The organism is Citromicrobium bathyomarinum (assembly GCF_038594485.1).
Taxonomy (GTDB): domain Bacteria; phylum Pseudomonadota; class Alphaproteobacteria; order Sphingomonadales; family Sphingomonadaceae; genus Alteriqipengyuania; species Alteriqipengyuania bathyomarina_A.
On sequence record NZ_JBCFZG010000001.1, the window covers coordinates 383,430 to 403,020 of the forward strand.

Below are 19,591 nucleotides of genomic sequence, written 5' to 3' on the forward strand. Positions count from 1 at the left end.
TTTAAGGAACCGAGCAAATGTGCGGCATCATCGGAATCGTGAGTGGTGAGAGCGTCGTCGACCGGCTGGTCGATGGCCTCAGGCGGATGGAATATCGCGGCTACGACAGTGCCGGGGTCTGCACGCTGGATGACGGCCGGATGGTTCGTCGCCGTGCGCAGGGCAAGCTCGCCAATCTGGTCGAAGTGCTGACGAAGGATTCCGCGCCCGGCAATATCGGGATCGCGCACACCCGCTGGGCCACGCATGGCGCGCCGACCGCAGCCAATGCCCACCCGCACGCGGGCAAGGCCGCCGCGCTGGTTCACAACGGTATCATCGAGAATTTCCGCCCGCTGCGCGACGAATTGCTTGCCGACGGTTACGCGGTCGAAAGCGAGACGGATAGCGAAGTCGTCGCCCTGCTGGTCAGCCGCGAGGTGGAGCGCGGCGCATCGCCCGAAGAAGCGGTGCAGACCGTGCTGCCGCGGCTGCGCGGTGCCTTCGCGCTGGCGATCCTGTTTCCCGAGCATCCCGACAAGATCATCGGCGCGCGGCTCGGCTCTCCGCTGGTGGTCGGCTACGGCGATGGGGAGATGTTCGTCGGGTCCGACGCACTCGCGCTCGCCCCGCTAACCCAGCGGATTTCCTATCTCGAAGAAGGCGACTGGGCAGTCGTGACGCGCGAAGGCGCGCAGATTTTCGATATCGACGGCCATGAAGTCGAACGTGAAATCGTCGCCTCGGGCGCAAGCGCCGCTGCGGTCGAGCGCGGTAACTATCGCCACTTCATGCAGAAAGAGATCTTCGAACAGCCGACCGTGGTTGCGCAGACCCTGTCCAGCTATGTGCGTCAGGCGGACCAGACGGTTGCGCTGCCGCAGATGGATTTCGATCTCTCCAGCATCGAACGCATGACCATCGTTGCCTGCGGTACCTCCTACTACGCGGGCATGGTCGGCAAGTACTGGATCGAGGAATTCGCGCGCGTGCCCGTCGACATCGACGTCGCGAGCGAGTTCCGTTACCGCGAACCGCCGCTGCCCAAGGGCGGCCTTGCGCTGTTCATTTCACAGAGCGGCGAGACTGCCGATACGCTCGCCGCGCTGCGCTATTGCAAGGCGCAGGGGCAGACCATCGCCGCGATCGTCAACGTGCCCACCAGCACCATGGCGCGCGAGGCGGACCTGCTGCTGCCGATCCACGCGGGCCCCGAAATCGGCGTTGCCTCGACCAAGGCATTCACCTGCCAGCTGGCGGTGCTCGCCGCGCTCGCCGCGAAGCTCGCGGTGGTGAAGGGCGGCATGGATCGCGCCGAGGAACAGGAGGTGGTGCGCCACCTGCTCGAAGCGCCCGCCGCGCTCAACAGCGCCCTCGATCACGACGACGATATTGCCGCGATGGCCCACCTGATCGCGCCCGCGCGCGACGTGCTCTATCTCGGGCGCGGGCCGGACTATCCGATGGCGATGGAAGGTGCGCTGAAACTCAAGGAAATCAGCTACATCCACGCCGAAGGCTACGCCAGCGGCGAGATGAAGCACGGGCCGATCGCGCTGATCGACGAGCATGTGCCCGTGATCGTGATCGCACCCTCGGGCCCGCTGTTCGAAAAGACCGTCTCCAACATGCAGGAAGTCCGCGCGCGCGGCGGCAAGATCGTGCTGATCTCAGACCGCGAGGGGCTGGAGGAAGCGGGCGAGGGCTGCCTTGCCACGATCGAGATGCCCCGCGTGCACCCGCTGATCGCGCCGCTGGTATACGCGGTACCGGTGCAACTGCTGGCCTATCATGTGGCGCTGGTGAAGGGTACGGATGTCGATCAACCGCGCAATCTCGCGAAATCGGTGACGGTCGAATAAAAAATCTGACAAGTCGCTTGGGTTTTACCCGGACCTAACCATTTATCGATACGCCCCCGTGGGTGAGCGATAACACAGCATTGGAAGACCCGGCCTTGCGCCAGAGGTTGCCGGTGACGGCAGTGTTCGGCCTGAAGGCCGGGCGGGGCCTCGATTGGCCACGCCTGTGGCTGCTCCAGCATCGCGAACTCGCAAGGCTCCGGGGGCCCCGGATCGCCGGACATGTCGCTGGCGCACTGCTCGCGCTGGTGATGTTCGCGGATGATCTCCCGCTGCCGCTGATGGCCTGCTGGGTCACCTGGATTGCCGTCAGCCTGTACATCTACACCCGGCGCGACGCGTACATCCTGGAGATCGACGAGCCCGCCCTGACTGTCCGCGAGGCACGCTCGCACCTCCTCGGCAGCATCATGCTGGGGGTGGGCTGGGCCAGCCTGATGCCCTTGCTGCACCTCGTGGCAGGATCGGAAATGGCAATTCGCGGGCTGGTGCTGGGCGCCGGTATCGCGATCGGGGGTGTCGTCATGATGGGGGTGGTGCCGCTGAGCGCCTATGCCTTCATCACCTTTCTGGCGGCGGGTGCTGCCACGGGCTTCTGGCTCGCGGGGCACGACGACATGATCGTATTCGTCGCGTTTTTCACGTTCTTCGCTTACGGATCGGTGTGGATCAGGGCGACGGACTTCCTGCGCTTTGCGGTCGCGGAAGGCTTGCTGCTCGAAAAAACCCACACGGTTTCGCTGCTCCTGAGAGAATTCGGAGAGAACGAGGCCGACTGGCTGTGGCAGATCGACCCGAGCCGGCGCGTGCGCTCGGCATCGCCGCGCTTCGCCTATGCGATGGGCTCCACCGCTGCCGAGCTCGAACGACAACCCTTCTTCAGCCTGATTGCCGGCAATATGGCGGAGACCGACCCTGCGGCGATGCGACTTCGCGATCTCGCTGACCATATCAAGTCGCGAGAGAGCTTTTCCAACCTGCTGGTCCAGGTCGAAGTGCGGGGCGAGCGTCGCTGGTGGGAATTGTCCGGCACACCGATCGTGGGCGAAAAGGGCGAATATCTCGGCTATCGCGGCGTCGGCTCCGACGTGACGGCGCAGCGCAATTCGTCCGATAAGATCGCCTACTTGGCGCGATACGACACGCTGACCGCACTTCCCAATCGCCTGATGCTGCACGAGGCGCTGAACGCTGCGATGGACGAAGCGCGCGAATCCCGCCGGCGGTGCGCATTCCTGATGGTCGACCTCGATCGGTTCAAGGCGGTCAACGATTCGCTGGGCCACCACATCGGCGACAAATTGCTGGAACAGGTCTCGCGACGCTTGCGCCAGGTCGTCGGTGAAGCGGATATCTGCGGCCGACTGGGCGGCGACGAGTTCGGCATCGTTCTTCATGAAGTACGTGACTACGGCGAAGTCGACGCGATCGCCTGCAGAGTGATCGAGCGCCTCTCTCAGCCCTACGAGGTGGATAATCACACGCTTTTCGTCGGTGCCAGCGCAGGTTCCGCCCTCGCGCCGCGCGACGGCAAGACGGTGGACGAGCTGATGCGCAATGCCGATCTGGCGCTCTACCGTGCGAAGGACGATGGGCGCGGCGTCCATTTCGCTTACCAGCCTTCGCTCCACGCCGATGCGGAGGAACGCCGCCAGCTCGAATTCTCGCTCCGCAAGGCTCTCGAAAGAGACGAGCTGATGCTCAATTTCCAGCCGGTGGTCGACGCGAAGACCGAAAAGGTCGTCAGCTTCGAAGCACTGGTGCGGTGGCACAGCCCCGAACACGGGCTGGTCAGCCCCGCCAAATTCATCCCCGTGGCCGAAGATACCCGCCTGATCGTGCCCATCGGCACTTGGGTGATGCAGAACGCCTGTCGCGAGGCAACGCTCTGGCCCGATCACGTGAAGGTCAATGTCAACGTTTCGCCCGAGCAGCTCGTCCAGCCTGATTTCGTCGAATCGGTGGTCGAAGCCCTGTCGCACAGCGGGCTCGACCCGCACCGGCTCGAGATCGAGGTGACGGAAAGCATCTTCCTGAACGATACCGAGGTCGCCCGCGTTGCGCTCAGCAAGGTCATGGCACTCGGCTGCCAAGTCGCGCTCGACGACTTCGGAACGGGCTATTCCTCGCTCGGCTACCTGCGCAAGCTGCAATTCTCCACGATCAAGGTCGACCGCAGCTTCGTTCAGGGGGCCGCGCAAGGCAGCAGCGAAAGCCTGGCGATCGTGCGCGCGGTGGTCGCGATGGCGCAAAGCCTGGAGATGAAGACCACCGCCGAGGGCGTAGAGACCGAGGAAGAGGCGAAGCTGGTGCGCGACATGGGCTGCGACCGGATTCAGGGCTTCCATTTCGGGCGCCCGATGACCAGCGTCGACGCGTGCGCCCTGTTCGATCGCGACTATCAGGCCCTGCGCGCCTGATAGGCCGGGTCACGCCGTTGCGGCGAGGCCTTCCATGACGGCCTGGAACAGACGCCGTCCGTCGGTACCGCCATGTGCGGGGTCGATGGCGCGTTCGGGATGCGGCATCATGCCGAGCACGTTCCCGCCCGCGTTGACGATCCCGGCGATATCGCGACGCGAGCCGTTGGTCGCCTGCGTGTAGCGGAAAACTACGCGGCCATCGCCTTCCAGCGCGTCGAGCGTCGCCTCATCGGCGAAATAGTTGCCGTCGTGGTGCGCGACCGGGATGGTGATCGTCTCGCCTGCCTCATAGGCGGCGGTGAACAGCGTCTGCGCGTTCTCCACCTTCAGAGCGACATCGCGGCACACGAAATGCTGCCCCGCATTGCGCATCAGCGCGCCGGGCAAAAGGCCTGCTTCGGTGAGCACCTGGAAACCGTTGCACACGCCCAGCACGGGCACGCCGCGCTCCGCCGCCGCTTTCACTTCGCGCATGATCGGGCTGTTCGCCGCCATCGCGCCCGAACGCAGGTAATCCCCGTAAGAGAAACCGCCGGGCAGGGCGATGAAATCGAGGTTGTCGGGCAGCGCGGTGTCGCGGTGCCAGACCTGCGTCGGTGCCTTGCCGAACACGTCGCGCAGCGCGACCATCATGTCGCGGTCGCAGTTGGAGCCGGGGAAGGTGATGACCGCGCTGTTCATGGCTCAGCCCGCATCCTCGATCCGGTAATTCTCGATCACCATGTTGGCGAGCAGCTTCTCGCACATCTCTGCGATCGTCTCGTCGGAAACGTCGTCCGCCACGTCGAGCTCGATCAGCCGACCGATCCGCACGTCGTTGACGCCAGCGTAGCCGAGCCCGTCGAGAGCGTGATGAACCGCGCGGCCCTGCGGGTCGAGCACGCCGGGCTTGAGGGTCACGAAAATGCGCTTTTTCATCGGCAGGGGCTTTCGTCGTCCGGTAAGTGAATGCGACCCGTCGCCTAGCGTCGCCCCGCTTGAAGCGCAACGCGGCCGAAGCGGATGCTCACGACTTCTTCCGTTACTTCTTCTTCGGGGCGCCGGTGCGCATGCGGCCGCGATGGGCGGAGAGGTCGAAGACTTCGCCGGGGGCGTTGTCGTCGTTCTGGAGCACTCCGAGCCTCCGGGCGACTTCCTGGTAGGCTTCTTCTTCGCCGCCCAGATCGCGGCGGAAGCGATCCTTGTCGAGCTTTTCGCCCGAGTTCATGTCCCACAGCCGGCACCCGTCGGGGCTGATCTCGTCGGCCAGGATCACGCGGCTATAGTCGCCGTCCCACAGACGGCCGAATTCCAGCTTGAAGTCGACCAGCCGGATATCGACTGCGGCAAACATCCCTGCGATGAAGTCGTTGATGCGGATCGCCATCGCGGCCATGTCCTGCATCTCGTCCTGGCTCGCCCAGTTGAAGCAGGCGATGTGCTCTTCGGCGACCAGCGGATCGCCCAGCGCGTCGTCCTTGTAGTAATATTCGATCAGCGAGTGGGGCAGCGGCTCGCCTTCTTCCAGCCCCAGCCGCTTGCAGATCGAACCCGCCGCGACATTGCGCACCACCACTTCGAGCGGGATGATCTCGACCTGCCGGATCAGCTGTTCGCGCATGTTGAGGCGGCGGATGAAGTGCGTCGGGATGCCGATATTGCCGAGGCGGGTGAACACGTATTCGCTGATGCGATTGTTGATCACGCCCTTGCCGTTGATCGTGCCCTTCTTCTCCGCGTTGAAGGCGGTCGCGTCATCCTTGAAATACTGGATCAGCGTGCCGGGTTCGGGACCTTCGTAGAGGATCTTGGCCTTGCCTTCGTAGATCTGGCGGCGACGGGACATGGGCTTACCTTGCGCAATTTAGCAAAAATGACTGCGCCCCGGCATCGCGAACGGCACCTATGCGGCGCGTCCCTGCCGGGGCGGATCGGCTCGCCGTACAGCCAAACGCGTGCCGCTTCAATCCGCGCCGGGCCCGCTCGCGTCCATCACGGGGGAATGCGAGGCCTTGAGACTGTCGATCAACTTGCCCAGCGTAGCGCGCTGGACGAGGACGGAGAACAGCACCGCCGCAAATGTCGCTGCCAGCAGCAGGTCGCGCGTGCTGCCCGCGGGCAGCGACAGCGCCAGCGCGACCGAGATGCCACCGCGCAGGCCGCCCCACCACAGCACCCGGCCAGACCCCGGGGTGGAAAGCCGCGCGGCAGGGATCGCCTTGATCGCGCCGCCCACCGCAATGGCACGCGCAGCCAGCGTGATGAGTATCGCGGCAAGTCCGAACACCAGCTCTCTCACGCCGGGGACCAGCGCGATCACTTCCAGCCCGATCAGCAGGAACAGGACCGAATTGAGCACCTCGTCGACCAGTTCCCAGAACTTGTTGACGTAATCGAGCGTCAGGTCGCTCATCGCCAGATTGGCGCCGTGGTTGCCGATCAGCAGGCCGGCAACCGCCATCGCGAGCGGGCCGGAGACATGCAGCTGGGTGCACAGCGCATAGCCGCCCATCACCACAGCGAGGGTGATGAGCACTTCCAGCGTATACTCGTCCATCGAGCGCAGGGCGCGAAAGCCGAGCCAGCCGATCACGAGCCCCATCGCCACGCCGCCGCCTGCCTCGATCACGAACAGCCGCGCACCTTCGCCGAAGCTGAAATCCGCGCCCGTCACCGCCGCGCCCAGCAGGATGGTGAAGACCACGATGCCTACGCCATCGTTGAACAGGCTCTCGCCCGCGACCGCGCTCTGGAGCGAGGCGGGCACGTTCTCTTCGCGGAGCACGCCGAGGACCGAGACCGGATCGGTGGGGGAGATCAGCGCGCCGAACACGAAGTACCAGATCGGCGCGATCTGCACGCCGATCAGCATCCCCACGCCCCACGCCGCCGCACCGATTACGACGGTGGAGATGATCACGCCGACGGTGGAGAGCAGCAGCACCGGCAGCCAGTCCGCCTTCAACCGCTCCAGATCGACATGCAGCGCGCCCGCGAACAGCAGGAAGCTGAGCATCCCCTGCAACAGCGTCTGGGTGAAATTCATCTGCTCGAGCAGGCCGGAAACCGTCTCGTCCAGCGTGATGCTGGGCACCAGCGCGTTGAGCACGGTCAGCACTACGGACGCCAGCGCGCCCATGATCGTCAGGCCGATCACATGCGGCAGGCGGATGTAGTGATGGTTGATATAGCCGAACACCGCCGCCGCCACGACGAGGATCGCGGCGATGTCGAACGGCGAAAGCGCGGTTGCGGCGGCGGTGTGCATGCACCCCGCCTAGACGCGCGCGGCGCTGGCGGGAAGGGGCGACCGCTTTGCCGTTACTCCGCGTCCTCCCCGAACAGCATGGCCTTCATCCGGTCGAGATAGACGATCCACGCCTCGCGCCCTGCGTCGGTCAGGCACGCGGTGGTGACGGGCTTCTTGCCTTCGAAGCGTTTCTCGATTCTCACGTAGCCCGCGTCCTCCAGCTTGCGCAGGTGGACCGACAGGTTGCCGTCGCTCACCCCCGTGCGCGCACGCAAATCCCCGAAATCGGCGCATTCCGCGCCTGAGAGGTAGGCCATCGTGGCCAGCCTGACGCGCCCGTGGATCGTATCGTCGATCGCCCGGTAATCGAGCGGCGGATCAGCCACGGGGCAGCCTCTCTCGCTTGAGCAGCATCAGACCGGGGAGCACCGACACCACCACCGCGCCCAGCGCCATGACCACGAACTGAATCGCCGTCCCTGCGGTGAGCGCGCTGGCGACGACGAAGACCATCGCGAGGGCAGCGTAGGCTTTCAACGCGGGCACGCGCCCTGCGGCCGCGCTGGCGGCCAGCGCGGTGGCGTAGACGCCGAAGGTGATCGGCGCGATCATGCTCATCAGGAAGAACGTCATCGTCTCCCCCGACTGTTCGAGCCTCAGGTAGGCGAGGGCAAGCGTCGAAAGCGAGACCACGCCCAGAAAAGCACCGCCTGCCTGCCATACCGCCTGTTCCACCTTGTTGCCGATCGTCTGCGGGCAATCGCCTGGGGCGGGGCGCCACATGCGGCTCACGATCGCGGCGGGAGCGATCAGGGCCAGCCAGATGATCGGCAGGGCGACGGGCGGCCAGGCGAAAAAGCCCGCCAGCACAGCCCCGTGCAGCAGGCTCGCCAGAGCGATCGCCGCGCCGAACAACAGCAGATGGCGGCCTGAGAGGAGGGGGCGGCTACGCCCTTCCTCCGCCAGTTCGCGCATCATGCGCAGATCGTCCTGCGCGCTGGGTGCTGAGGTTGCGGTCATTGGCTGTTCTCCGGGTAGTGCACGCGTTCGGTAAGCGAAACGCTGCCGGAGAGGGCGAAGCTGTTTCGGGCGAAGGTCGGCATCCCGCGCAGATCGTCAGCGCCGATCATCGACCAGCCGTCTGCGGGGCCGTGGGGGCCCATGTTGAACGTGCCGTCGCCGTTGATGTCGTGCCATACCGACATCGCATAGCGGCCATCGGGGACATCGCGGAAGGTCACCGTCACCGTATCGGTCTGCGGGTCGACCACCTTCTCGCCCGCGACGGCTGCGGCCTGCATGAACTGATCTTCGCTTTGCAGGCTGATGTAGAGGTCGCCCGCGTCCGGCCGCACATCGGTCAGCGTGACGGTAACGTCGCCCGCGAGGGCAGGGCTGGCAGTCGCCATCGCGACGAGCGCGGTAGCGGCGCAGAGGGATCGGCGAATCATGTCACTCTCCTTTGTTGCGACGCGCACTTTAAAACTTAAAGTACTTGGCATGGCAAGTGATAGCGACGTCATCGTGATCCGCGCTGCGACGCTGGAGATACGCTAGCTTCGGAGAATGGCCGCCCTCCGTAGCCGAGCTTTTGTCGTGCCCCATCAGAGCGCGGGAGGTGGCTTCGTTTTTCGCGTTGACCCACTGTGTCAGGCATCGGCCTGAAACAGGCACCGCGCGGCCCGCGAGTGCGAGCCGCGCCGTCCTGTCCGATCGGCAATCAGCCGTGCAGTTTGGCCGCCGTCTGGGCGACCCGCTTGCCGAGGTAGCGCGCACCGTCCAGCTCGGTCGTGCTCGGCTGGCGGCTGCCGTCTCCGCCTGCGATCGTCGTCGCACCATAGGGCGCGCCGCCCTTGACCTCGTCGACGCCCATCTGGCCCTGGAACCCGTAGTCGAGCCCGACGATCGTGCAGCCCATGTGAAGCAGGTTGGTGAGGATGGAGAGCAGCGTCGTCTCCTGCCCGCCGTGCTGGCTGGCGGTGGAGGTAAATGCCGCGCCGACCTTGCCCACGAGCGCACCTTTCATCCACAGCCCGCCGGTCTGGTCCCAGAAAGACGCCATCTGGCTGGTCATGCGGCCGTAGCGGGTGGGGCTGCCGACCACGATGCCGTCGTAGTCGGTCAACGCGTCCGGCCCCTCGATCTCGTCGTGCCCGGGCATCCCGGTGAACCCCGCGTTCTTCGCGACCTCTTCAGGCGCGGTTTCGGGCACGTGGCGGATCACGGCCTCACCGCCGCCGTCGCGCACGCCTTCGGCAACCGCCTCCGCCATCGCAGAGGTGTGGCCGTAGGAGGAGTAATAGAGGACGAGGATCTTGGTCATGGATTTCCCTTCGCGTGTGTTCGATGTGTGATCGACCAATGCGTGGGAAGCGTCGGTGTTTCGCAGAGGGCGGCGTCCCGATTTTCCTACAGGCGGCCGATCCGCTAGGCCGGACGCGCTCATTCTCACCGTCGGGCACCTGCTGGAAGGCCGCGCCGTTCCGCGTTTGCGCGCAGGGAGGTAAGTGCGGAGCCGATCCGCATGGGCGAGCCGTGTGCGTCCGAGAAAAAACGCCGTAAAAACGCCGATCTGTCACCCTGAGGGGCGGGTGTTCCCCATAAGCTATTGAAAAATAAAGTGTCGTTTTTCCAGCTGGCAGGGTGACACCTGGGTGACACCTGTCACCCTGTCACTCTCTCCACGCTACCGATCGGACGCAGCGATCGTGTTGCGGGGGCGGGACGCGATGCCTGCATCGGCATCTGCTGCCGCTTGGCGAGGCGATGGTCTGGAAGGAAGGGGCGTGGTGCCCAGGGGCGGAGTCGAACCACCGACACGACGATTTTCAGTCGTCTGCTCTACCACTGAGCTACCCGGGCGTCGCCACGACGACGGACCTGCCTTGGCGGCGGATGGTCCGGCGAGCGAATGAGTGCGCGCCTATGGCGAAGCCTCGGCCGCTTGGCAAGCCCTATCCCGCGCTCAATCCTGTTCGCGGGCAATCTCTTCGGGATCGGCGGGCCTGCCGGGCACGCTGTAGCCGTCGTTGAACCAGCGGTTCAGGTCCTTGTCGCGGCAGCGCGCGGAGCAGAATGGCGCGTATTCCTCGGTCTGGCGGGGGGACTTGCAGATGGGGCAGGGGCGCTTGGAGGGGGGGCGTCTGGTTTCGCTCATGATGCAAGGATTTGGGCGTGCCCCGCATCGAGTGCAAGCGTCGCATCGCGTTCGACCTCGACCTTGCGTCCGCTGCGACGGGCCAGTTCGGCGAGCCATTCGGGGGCGAGTCGCTCCGCAACCGCGGGGTGCGCTCGCAGCAGCAGGCGCGGACCTGCGCCTTCGGCCAGTTCGCCGCGCCGCAGCAGCATCCGCGCCGCCGCGCCTACGCGGTGGAAGTGAAAGCGGTGGAGCAGCGACGGTCCTTCGAGGCGGGCGACAAGCTGGACGAAGCCGAAGCCGTTCATCGCCGTGCGTTCGTGCGGCCAGTCGTCCAACGCCTGCCCCAGCGCATCGTCCACCGCGCGCCTGTGCTGTTTTTCGGAAAGGGTGGGGAAGTCGATCCCGATCGACCCGGCAAGATCGAATCGGCGCAGGGTACGTGCGATCGCCGGAACTGCTGCCAGCGCCAGCTCGGGCGGGGACAGGTCGCCGTCGATATCGATGACGCACATCGCGGGCGTCGGGCTCACGATCAGCGATCCGCCCGCGAAGGCGACCTCGCCGGTCCATGCGTCGGCCCACACATCCTCCCACGCACCGGCGGGAAAGCGGTGGACCGTGGTAGCATCGTGAAGGACGGAAGGAGATGCCGCGTCGCTCGCTCCATCGCGGACCTGAATGCCCTGCGCGCGCTTCAGGCGACCGCTTTCCGCGATCAGGGCACGGGTGATGCGGACCGTAATCTCGCGGCCCTCGCTCGCTTCACGAGCCAGGCCCGAGACGTTGATCTCGGTGCCATCGGCGGTGCGAGCGACACCTCGCTTCGCCCCAGCGCGGCGCTGGACCAGCCGGGCGGGTGCTACGCCGAGCGCGATATCGCCCGGCCATTGCACCCTCGCGGCGCGCACCTGCTCGCCTTCGACCTGGATGGCGCGGGTCTCTGCGACCCCGCGCTCGATCAACCAGGTCATGGCAACCACTCAGCCAAGCGCGATACCCGCCGCCTTCAGCAGGCCGCGCGTTTCGTACAGCGGCAGCCCGACGACGCCCGAATGGCTGCCGGAGAGAAAGTCGATCAGCCCTGCCGCACGCCCCTGGATCGCATACCCGCCTGCCTTGCCGATGCCTTCGCCGCTGGCGGCATAGGCAGCGATTTCTTCTGCGGAGAGCTGCTTGAACCGGACCTGCGAGGCTGCGCAGCGGGTGCGCTGGTTCCCCGTAGCATCGATGACCGAGATGCACGAATAGACCCGGTGCCGGCGACCCGACAGCAAGCGCAGGAAGCTGGATACGTCGGCTTCGGATGCCGCCTGCGGCAGGATGCGTCGCCCGACCGCCACCGTGGTGTCGCCAGCGAGGATGACTTCGCCCTCGGCCCGCGGCACCGCGAGTGCCTTCTCGCTCGCCATGCGCTCGGCATAGGGGCGGGGCAGCTCGCCCTTGCGCGGCACCTCGTCGATGTCGGGCGAGCGGATATCGTCCGGGATCACGCCGATCTGCGCGAGCAGGTCGCGCCGACGCGGGCTGGAGCTGGCGAGAATCAGGCGCGGCGTCACTATCCGCTCCACTTGGGGTGGATCAGGAAGGCGGGTTGTTCTGCGGACCAGGCCCGCCGCGACCAGGCATGAAGCGGTAGGTGATGCGCCCCTTGGTCAGATCGTATGGGGTCAGTTCGACCAGCACTTCGTCGCCGGTCAGCACGCGGATGCGGTTCTTGCGCATCTTGCCCGCGGTGTGCCCGAGGATTTCGTGGCCGTTTTCGAGCTCGACCCGGAACATTGCGTTGGGCAGCAGCTCGACCACCTTACCACGCATTTCGAGGAGCTCTTCCTTAGCCATGAATTGATCGTGTCCTTATGCAGTTCGTCGAATTTTCCGGCGATTTAGCGATCATGGGGCGAAAAGGAAAGTCCGTGTCAGCAACGCGAAAGGAACGGGCGACAATCCGTTACGTACCGACGATTGCAATTCGCTCTTTCGCCTGCAACCCAATGCCCCGGGGCGGATGCAGGATAATTCAGGAATTACGCCCACTATGACGTCTCTTCCCCGCCTTGCCACCCGGGTTTCCGCTGTTGCGCTCGCCACGGTCATCTGCATGCCTGCCCTCGCTCAGGACGCTGTTGGCGATGGCCCCGCCACCAATCAGGTGGCCGAGCCAGATCAGAGCGGCGACCCGACCGAAATCGTCGTAACTGCTCAGCGGCAGCGTGGTTCGGTCGACACCGATGTTCCCCCGGTCATCGAACTGACCGCAGCCGACATTGCATCTTACGGTGCCGATTCGCTGGAAGACCTTATCGCCCAGCTCGGCCCGCAGACCGGGTCGGGCAGGGGACGGGGCGACGGACGCCCGGTTATCCTGGTCAATGGCCAGCGGATCGCCAATTTCAGGGAATTGCGCCGATACCCGCCCGAAGCGATCGAGAAGGTCGAAGTCTTCCCCGAAGAGGTCGCGCTGCAATACGGCTATCCGGCCGATCAGCGGGTGATCAATTTCATCCTGAAGGATAATTTCAAGGCCCGTGAAATCGAGGTCGAATATGGCGGCTCGCTGGAAGGTGGCACAGATAACGGCGAGATCGAGGTATCGCAGCTTTCGATCAGCGGCCCGCGACGGATCAATATTGCCGCCGAGTTCAACACCACGAGCATGCTGACCGAGGCGGAGCGCGACATTGTGCAAACCCCGGGCACGCAGCCCACGGTTGCGACGGATCCAGACCCGGCCCGCTTCCGCAGTCTGCAAGGCGGGTCGGAAAGCTACGAACTGGAAGGGTCGTTCAACACCGCGATCGGGGAAGGCGCGGATGCCAAGGCGATATCGGCCAATCTTTCGGCGGCGCAGAACTATTCGCGCTCTCTGTCGGGATTGGAAATCGTCACCCTGACCGACGGAACCCAGAGCGAGGTTCGCGCGGTCGATGCGAACCCGCTGACCCGGCGTACACGTAGCACCACGATTTCCGGCGGAGGAGCCTATCGCCAGAGGTTCGGCGATTTCGACTTCGATGCTACGCTCGACGGTACGTACAGCGACAGCCAGACCGATATCGACCGGCGCCGCGACCTCTCGATATTGCAGGATCAGGTCGATGCAGGCCTGATCGAGATCGACGGGCCGCTGCCGGTTGTTCCGGGCAACGGAACGGACCGTTCCAACAGCACGACCTACACGGTCAATTCGCTTGCCACGCTGCGCGGTACGCCGCTGCTGCTGCCCGGCGGCGAAGTGAACATGACGCTGGACGGCGGTTACAAATGGAACCGTATCGAAAGCGACGACACGCGTACTGCGCTGGGCGGTGTCCAGCTGACGCGGGGGCGGATCAATGGGGGGATCAACCTCGGAATTCCGCTGACCAGTCGGCGCGAAGGCTTCCTCGACGCGATCGGGGACCTGACGCTGAATGCCGCGTTCGGTGTCGACCATCTTTCCGACTTCGGCACGCTGACCGACCTGACGCTGGGCCTGACATGGAATATTACCGACCGGCTGACTCTGGGCGCGACGTGGGTCAACCGCGATGCTGCGCCCAGCCTCACCGAACTGGGTGCCCCGAACGTGCAGACGTTCAACGTGCCGGTGTACGATTTCGCTACCGGCGACAATGTGCTGGCGACCGTGACGACCGGCGGCAATGCTGCGCTGCCCGCGTCGAACCAGAACGATTTCAAGCTGAGCGCGAACTATGATCTCGACCTGTTCGATCGGGCGAGCATTCTGGTCGAATTTTTCGACAACAACGCGCGCAACACGACCGAGAGCTTTCCCCTCCTCACCGCGGATATCGAGGCGGCGTTCCCCGATCGGGTGACACGTAATGGTGCGGGCACGCTGATTGCGGTCGACCAGACCCCGATCACCTATGCCAAGCGGAACAGCCGGCGACTGCGCTACGGCATCAACCTGTTCGGCAAGGTCGGCAAGGCTCAGGCAGAGGAGGGATCGCGCGGCAGCGGTGGCGGACGCCCCGGAGGCGGTTCCGGTCGTCCTTCCGCGGAGGGTACAAGCGGCGCACCGTCCGGCGGCGCAGGGCGGATGGGACCCGAACAGTTTCAACAGATGCGGGAGCAGTTCTGCGCCAGCGAACCCGGCACGGTGCCCGACCTTTCGCAGCTGCCGCCCTTCATTCGCGACCGGCTGACCAATGAAGACGGTTCGGTCAACCAGGAACGACTGGCCCAGGCGCGCGAACGGATCTGTTCGAGCGATGGCGCCGGTGGCCCCGGCGGTCCGGGTGGTTTCGATCCGCAGCAAGTTGCAGCGATCCGCGAAGCGCTGTGCACGGCTCCCGATGCGCCGATCGACCTTGCCAAACTGCCCGAGGGCCTGCGCCAGCGGCTGACCAACGAGGATGGCACGGTGAACGAGGAACGTCTCGCCCGGTTGCGCACGGCAATCTGCCAGGCAGACGGTTCGCAAGCCGGCGAAGGCCAGCGGCGTGGCGGTGGCGGTGGTCGTCGCGGCGGCGGCGGCGGCGGGGGGCCGTTCGGAGGCGGCGACGGCCAGGGGCGCTGGAGCCTGAGCCTTTATCACTCGATCGAATTCCAGAACACGGCGTTGATCGCGGCGGGCGTGCCCGAACTGAACTTCCTCGATGGCGATGCGTCCGGCCAGTCGGGCGGAGTGCCGCGCCATCAGGTCGAACTGGAGGGCGGCCTGTTCTACAAAGGCCTCGGCGCACGCCTGAGCGGCAAATACCAAGGTCCGACGCGGATCGACGGCAGCGATACGACCGGCGCGCAGGATCTCTATTTCGGCGATCTTGTGACGTTTGACCTGCGGCTGTTCGCAAACCTGGAGCAGCAGAAATGGCTGACCGGAGAGACACCGGGTTTCTTCAAGGGTGCGCGCCTTTCGCTGAGGGTGGATAACCTGTTCAACACGCGACAGGACGTGGTCGATGGCAACGGGCTCACTCCCACGCGCTTCCAGCCCGCGCTGATCGATCCGCTCGGGCGGACGGTTTCCGTCGAGTTTCGCAAGCTGTTCTGACCGGCTCATCCCCAAGCCCCTCCGCGAACGTCGAAAGGTTCGTGGAGGGGCTTGGATAGCCAGACTGTCGCCATTTTGACCGAACTGACGACCCGAGCGGATAACCTGCCCAACGCGCTGGCATGAGTGGTGGGTGCCGCCTATCTAGGCGCGCATGGCTCGCCCGCCCTCCCGTACACCGGCTGAATCCAAAGCCAATCGGCCGCACGATCCGCGCGGCAAGGAGCGCTTCAACGAGGAACGCGCCGCCTATACAGTCGCGAGCGCGCAGCCTGACCTTGAAGCGGGCGTCCACGCGATCCGCGAAACGGTGAAAACACTGCCGCCGCGTCCGGGCGTGTACCGGATGCTCGATGCGCGCGGCGACGTGCTCTACGTCGGCAAGGCGCGCAGCCTGAAGGCGCGGGTGGCGAATTACACGCAGGTGGGCGCGCTGACCAACCGGTTGCAGCGGATGGTCAGCCAGACGCGCAGCATGGAGATCGTCACCACCAATTCCGAGGCTGGCGCGCTGCTGCTCGAAGCGCAGTTTATCAAGCGCTACCGCCCGCCGTTCAACGTGCTGCTGCGCGACGACAAGAGCTTCCCCTTCATCCTGCTGCGCGCCGACCACGCCTTCCCCCGCATCCACAAGCATCGCGGGGCGCGACGCGCGAAGGGCAATTATTATGGCCCGTTTGCGAGCGCGGGTTCGGTCAACAAGACGCTGAATGCGCTGCAGAAGCTGTTTCTGCTGAGGTCCTGCACGGACAGCTTTTTCTCCAACCGAGACCGGCCGTGCCTGCTTTACCAGATCAAGCGCTGCTCGGCGCCGTGCGTCGGCCGGATCGACGAGGCCGGCTACGAAGAGCTGGTCCAGCAGGCAAAGGACTTTCTCGGCGGGAAGTCCTCTGCGGTGCAGCTGGACCTCGAAAAGCAGATGGCACAGGCGGCGGAAAAGCTCGACTTTGAAACCGCAGCAATCCTGCGCGACCGGTTGCGGGCGGCGACCTTCATTCAGGGCGCGCAAGCGGTGAACGCGACCGGGGTAGGCGATGCGGACGTATTCGCGCTTGCCGCCAAGGGTGGCCAGATCGCGGTGCAGGCGTTTTTCATCCGCGGCGGGCAGAACTGGGGCCACCGCGCCTTCTTCCCGACGCACACCCAGGATGTGGACAAGGACGAGGTCCTCGCCCGCGTCATCATGCAATTTTACGAAGAAGTACCCCCGCCGCGCACCGTGCTGGTCGACCGCGCGCTGCCCGAGGGCGAACTGCTGGCGCAGGCGCTGTGCGAGATGGCCGAACACAAGGTAGAGATTTCAGTGCCGCAGCGCGGCGACCGGCGGCGGCTGATGGAGCAGACGCAGCGCAATGCGGTCGACGCGCTCGACCGGCGGCTCGCGGAGTCGGGCACCAAGGCCAAGCTCAACCGCGATCTGGCCGAATTCCTCGAACTGGAAGAGCCGCCCCAGCGGATCGAGATTTACGACAACTCGCATATCCAGGGCGCCAAGGCAGTCGGCGCGATGGTGGTCGCGGGGCCGGAAGGGTTCGAAAAAGGCCAGTACCGCAAGTTCAACATCAAGACCGCGCAGACCAACGACGATTTCGGGATGATGCGCGAGGTCATGCAGCGCCGCTTCCGCAATCTTGCCGAAAATCCCGATGGGGAGGAAGGCAAACGCAACAGCCACGAGACAGTCTGGCCCGATCTCGTCCTGCTCGATGGCGGCAAGGGGCAGATGTCGACCGTGCGCGATACGCTCGCCGAAATGGGCATCGACAACGTGCCGTTGATCGCGATCGCCAAGGGGCCCGACCATGGCCGTGAAGGGCGCGAGGTGTTCCACTTCCCAGACGGACGGGAGAAAACGCTGCCGGTCAATTCGCCGCTGCTGTTCCACCTCCAGAACCTGCGAGACGAGGTCCACCGCTACGTGATCGGTGCGCACCGGGCGAAGCGCAGCCGCGCGATCACCGCCTCGCCGCTGGACGAAATCCCCGGCATCGGCCCCGCGCGAAAGCGCGCGCTGCTGCTGCATTTCGGGACTGCGGGCAAGGTGCGCGCGGCGGCGCTCGACGACCTAAAGCGCGCGCCCGGGATCAGCGATGCGGTCGCGCAGCAGGTGTTCGATTTCTATCACGCCGGGGCCAGCTGACTGGTCGTGACCCGCTCGCTCACCTATCCGTGATTACGCGGGGTCGTCTCGCGAGAACTTTTGTGTATTCTTGAACATGGTTTCTTGGGGGAGAAAGTCATGCTCAATCGACGCAATTTCATGGCCGCATCAAGCGCGGCAACACTTGGCGGGTGCGTTAGCTGCAAGTTCCCGGATTCTTTGCCAGTTAGCAGCCCTATCTCGGATGCTCATGCGCATTTCTTCAACGGAGCGGATCTCCCGGTACATAATTTCGTCCGTTACGTAATCGTGCCCGTATATGCACCGAACCTGCCCGAGGTTGTATTGGCGCTCGCCGACATGGCCCTGTGGATTGCCAAACGCCTGTCGGTCTCGGCTTCCTCGGAAATCAAGCACTTGCGATCGGGCGAACTGTTCGGCCGCGATGAAATTCAGGAAGACGAGTTCGCGCGCACCGCTGCAAAACGGCAGGAACGGGTGATCAACGAAGCCGGTTCGCTGCCTTTTGCCGAGCGCAGGCCGACCGAGAGTCTTGCAGACAGCTATTTCTATCTCGCGACGCTGCTCGGAGCTTTCGACTACGGAACGCGCCGCACTCTGAACGACGATCACGTCAGGATCGACCCGCAGGTGTACGAAGATATCGCGCGGCAGGGCAGGGATGCGCCGCAGCGCACCTTGCCGGACTCGCTCGATTTGCCGGAAGCGATGGTTGCATACGCAGCGCAGTCATCGGTCGACGTCAAAGCGATCATCAAATGGGTTTTCGTGATGTGCCAATCGCGCTGCTCGCACGTTCGGAGGTATCTCAACACGATTCCTTCCGGCGGAAGCCAGGTGACGCATGTGAGCAACCTGCTGGTGGACTATGATCGGTGGCTGGGCGATCGTCCGCTCGGTAATTCTACAAATGCGCAGCAAGTGGAATTCTGGACGGCCTACGCCGCGCGTACCGAATCCATCCCGGGCTGGCCGCGTCTCCACACCTTTGCCGGATTCGATCCTCTCAAGGACGCGGGCGAAAGACTTTCGAGCGGAAAGGGGACCACATTCGAGACCATGAAGGAATGGTATCGTGCTGGCCGTGAACCGGGTTCGAATGCGGCGCACAAGATCGCCGGTTTCAAGCTTTATCCTCCGATGGGATTTCAGCCGGACAAAAACGTCGAACCCGTGCTGCCGACGAATGAACCACGTGAGCAGCGGGCGGAGATCGAGGTAAAGCGTTGGTGGGACGACAATGGCTGGCCGCTGAGCAAGCTTGGGACCAGTCTGGACGCTTCGCTCGATGGGTTCTTCAAGTTCTGCGCGGAAGAAGATGTGCCGATCATGGCACACGCCTCACCGAGCAATGATGCCATGAGCAATTCTGCGAGGAAGGCGCTGATCCGCAACTGGGTGCCCAGGGTCGAACAGACTTTTTCAGAGTTAGGTCGCCCGCTCAGGCTTTGTCTCGGTCACTTCGGATACTACGTCTACGATCTAGGCGCCTTCAAAGACTTGATGAAACTGAATGTCGAGCAGGTCGGAGGGGAGCCCAAGGCGCGCGTCTACTTCGATCTCAGCTACGACATCGACATCCTGGAGGACAACCAGGGCGTGCTGCGGTATTTCCTCAATGCGCTGGAACGCGTCTGCAAGGATGTAGGTGACGAAGGCAATTTCCTCACCTTCGGATCGGATTGGATCATGCTCGGGCAGCAGGCCGGTGCCAGTCGCTACCTCGACAATTTCAGGCGCGCGCTCGATTCATCCGAATTCTGGCGCAAGAACGCAGACAAGGTGCTGCGGACCAATTTCCTCGATTTCATGCAGGTGCCTCACTGACGGGCTGCCTT

Annotated in this window: 17 protein-coding genes and 1 tRNA gene; 5 read left to right on the forward strand and 13 right to left on the reverse strand. The window is 64.5% G+C overall.

Going from position 1 to position 19,591, the window contains the following annotated elements; translation table 11 throughout:
- The first annotated feature begins 17 nt into the window (after positions 1–17).
- Entirely contained in the window at positions 18–1,841 is a 1,824-nt protein-coding gene (gene glmS / locus AAG591_RS01890; protein ID WP_342529206.1) for a glutamine--fructose-6-phosphate transaminase (isomerizing), read from the forward strand.
- A 62-nt stretch (positions 1,842–1,903) separates the two neighbouring features.
- Positions 1,904–4,261 (forward strand): putative bifunctional diguanylate cyclase/phosphodiesterase, encoded by a 2,358-nt coding sequence (locus AAG591_RS01895; RefSeq protein WP_342529207.1) that lies wholly within the window; start codon positions 1,904–1,906, stop codon positions 4,259–4,261.
- Positions 4,262–4,270: 9 nt separating this feature from the next.
- Here the strand turns inward: AAG591_RS01895 and purQ are convergent, their stop codons facing one another.
- The 13 genes from purQ to infA all read right to left on the reverse strand — a co-directional run bounded on the left by purQ (position 4,271) and on the right by infA (position 12,471).
- On the reverse strand, positions 4,271–4,945 hold the full coding sequence (purQ, locus tag AAG591_RS01900) for a phosphoribosylformylglycinamidine synthase subunit PurQ (protein ID WP_342529208.1): 675 nt from the start codon (positions 4,943–4,945) through the stop codon (positions 4,271–4,273).
- 3 nt (positions 4,946–4,948) lie between these two features.
- Positions 4,949–5,182 carry a phosphoribosylformylglycinamidine synthase subunit PurS gene (purS, locus tag AAG591_RS01905; RefSeq protein WP_342529209.1) on the reverse strand — a complete coding sequence of 78 codons (234 nt, stop codon included), beginning with the start codon at positions 5,180–5,182 and terminating at the stop codon, positions 4,949–4,951.
- Positions 5,183–5,285: 103 nt separating this feature from the next.
- Positions 5,286–6,089, reverse strand: a complete 804-nt coding sequence (purC, locus tag AAG591_RS01910; RefSeq protein ID WP_342529210.1) for a phosphoribosylaminoimidazolesuccinocarboxamide synthase — start codon at positions 6,087–6,089, stop codon at positions 5,286–5,288.
- Positions 6,090–6,206: 117 nt separating this feature from the next.
- The gene (locus AAG591_RS01915; protein ID WP_342529211.1) at positions 6,207–7,511 is read right to left on the reverse strand and encodes a cation:proton antiporter; all 1,305 of its coding nucleotides are present in this window, start codon (positions 7,509–7,511) and stop codon (positions 6,207–6,209) included.
- Positions 7,512–7,564: 53 nt separating this feature from the next.
- Positions 7,565–7,879, reverse strand: coding sequence for a winged helix-turn-helix domain-containing protein (locus tag AAG591_RS01920; RefSeq protein ID WP_342529212.1), 315 nt, complete (start codon positions 7,877–7,879; stop codon positions 7,565–7,567).
- Entirely contained in the window at positions 7,872–8,513 is a 642-nt protein-coding gene (locus tag AAG591_RS01925; RefSeq protein WP_342529213.1) for a hypothetical protein, read from the reverse strand. Before AAG591_RS01925 ends, AAG591_RS01920 begins: the two co-directional genes overlap by 8 nt.
- Positions 8,510–8,944: a DUF2141 domain-containing protein gene (locus tag AAG591_RS01930; protein ID WP_342529214.1), complete on the reverse strand. Its 435-nt coding sequence runs from the start codon at positions 8,942–8,944 to the stop codon at positions 8,510–8,512. The genes AAG591_RS01925 and AAG591_RS01930 overlap by 4 nt, the downstream gene beginning before the upstream one ends.
- 269 nt (positions 8,945–9,213) lie before the next feature.
- Positions 9,214–9,816, reverse strand: a complete 603-nt coding sequence (wrbA, locus tag AAG591_RS01935; RefSeq protein WP_342529215.1) for an NAD(P)H:quinone oxidoreductase — start codon at positions 9,814–9,816, stop codon at positions 9,214–9,216.
- A gap of 464 nt (positions 9,817–10,280) precedes the next feature.
- Positions 10,281–10,355, reverse strand: a tRNA-Phe gene (locus AAG591_RS01940).
- Positions 10,356–10,458: 103 nt separating this feature from the next.
- Positions 10,459–10,650, reverse strand: a complete 192-nt coding sequence (locus AAG591_RS01945; RefSeq protein WP_342529216.1) for a DNA gyrase inhibitor YacG — start codon at positions 10,648–10,650, stop codon at positions 10,459–10,461.
- Complete coding sequence (locus tag AAG591_RS01950) at positions 10,647–11,603, reverse strand: ribonuclease E/G (RefSeq protein ID WP_342529217.1); 957 nt, start codon at positions 11,601–11,603, stop codon at positions 10,647–10,649. The genes AAG591_RS01945 and AAG591_RS01950 overlap by 4 nt, the downstream gene beginning before the upstream one ends.
- Positions 11,604–11,612: 9 nt before the next feature.
- The gene (locus AAG591_RS01955; RefSeq protein ID WP_342529219.1) at positions 11,613–12,188 is read right to left on the reverse strand and encodes a Maf family protein; all 576 of its coding nucleotides are present in this window, start codon (positions 12,186–12,188) and stop codon (positions 11,613–11,615) included.
- A gap of 22 nt (positions 12,189–12,210) precedes the next feature.
- Positions 12,211–12,471: a translation initiation factor IF-1 gene (infA, locus tag AAG591_RS01960; protein ID WP_342529220.1), complete on the reverse strand. Its 261-nt coding sequence runs from the start codon at positions 12,469–12,471 to the stop codon at positions 12,211–12,213.
- Between the two features lie 196 nt (positions 12,472–12,667).
- Here infA and AAG591_RS01965 point away from each other — a divergent pair, with 196 nt between their 5' ends.
- The 3 genes from AAG591_RS01965 to AAG591_RS01975 all read left to right on the forward strand — a co-directional run bounded on the left by AAG591_RS01965 (position 12,668) and on the right by AAG591_RS01975 (position 19,580).
- Positions 12,668–15,631: a TonB-dependent receptor gene (locus AAG591_RS01965; protein WP_342529221.1), complete on the forward strand. Its 2,964-nt coding sequence runs from the start codon at positions 12,668–12,670 to the stop codon at positions 15,629–15,631.
- A 154-nt stretch (positions 15,632–15,785) separates the two neighbouring features.
- Entirely contained in the window at positions 15,786–17,771 is a 1,986-nt protein-coding gene (uvrC, locus tag AAG591_RS01970; RefSeq protein WP_342529222.1) for an excinuclease ABC subunit UvrC, read from the forward strand.
- 99 nt (positions 17,772–17,870) lie between these two features.
- Positions 17,871–19,580 carry an amidohydrolase family protein gene (locus AAG591_RS01975; RefSeq protein WP_342529223.1) on the forward strand — a complete coding sequence of 570 codons (1,710 nt, stop codon included), beginning with the start codon at positions 17,871–17,873 and terminating at the stop codon, positions 19,578–19,580.
- The last annotated feature ends 11 nt before the right edge of the window (positions 19,581–19,591 follow it).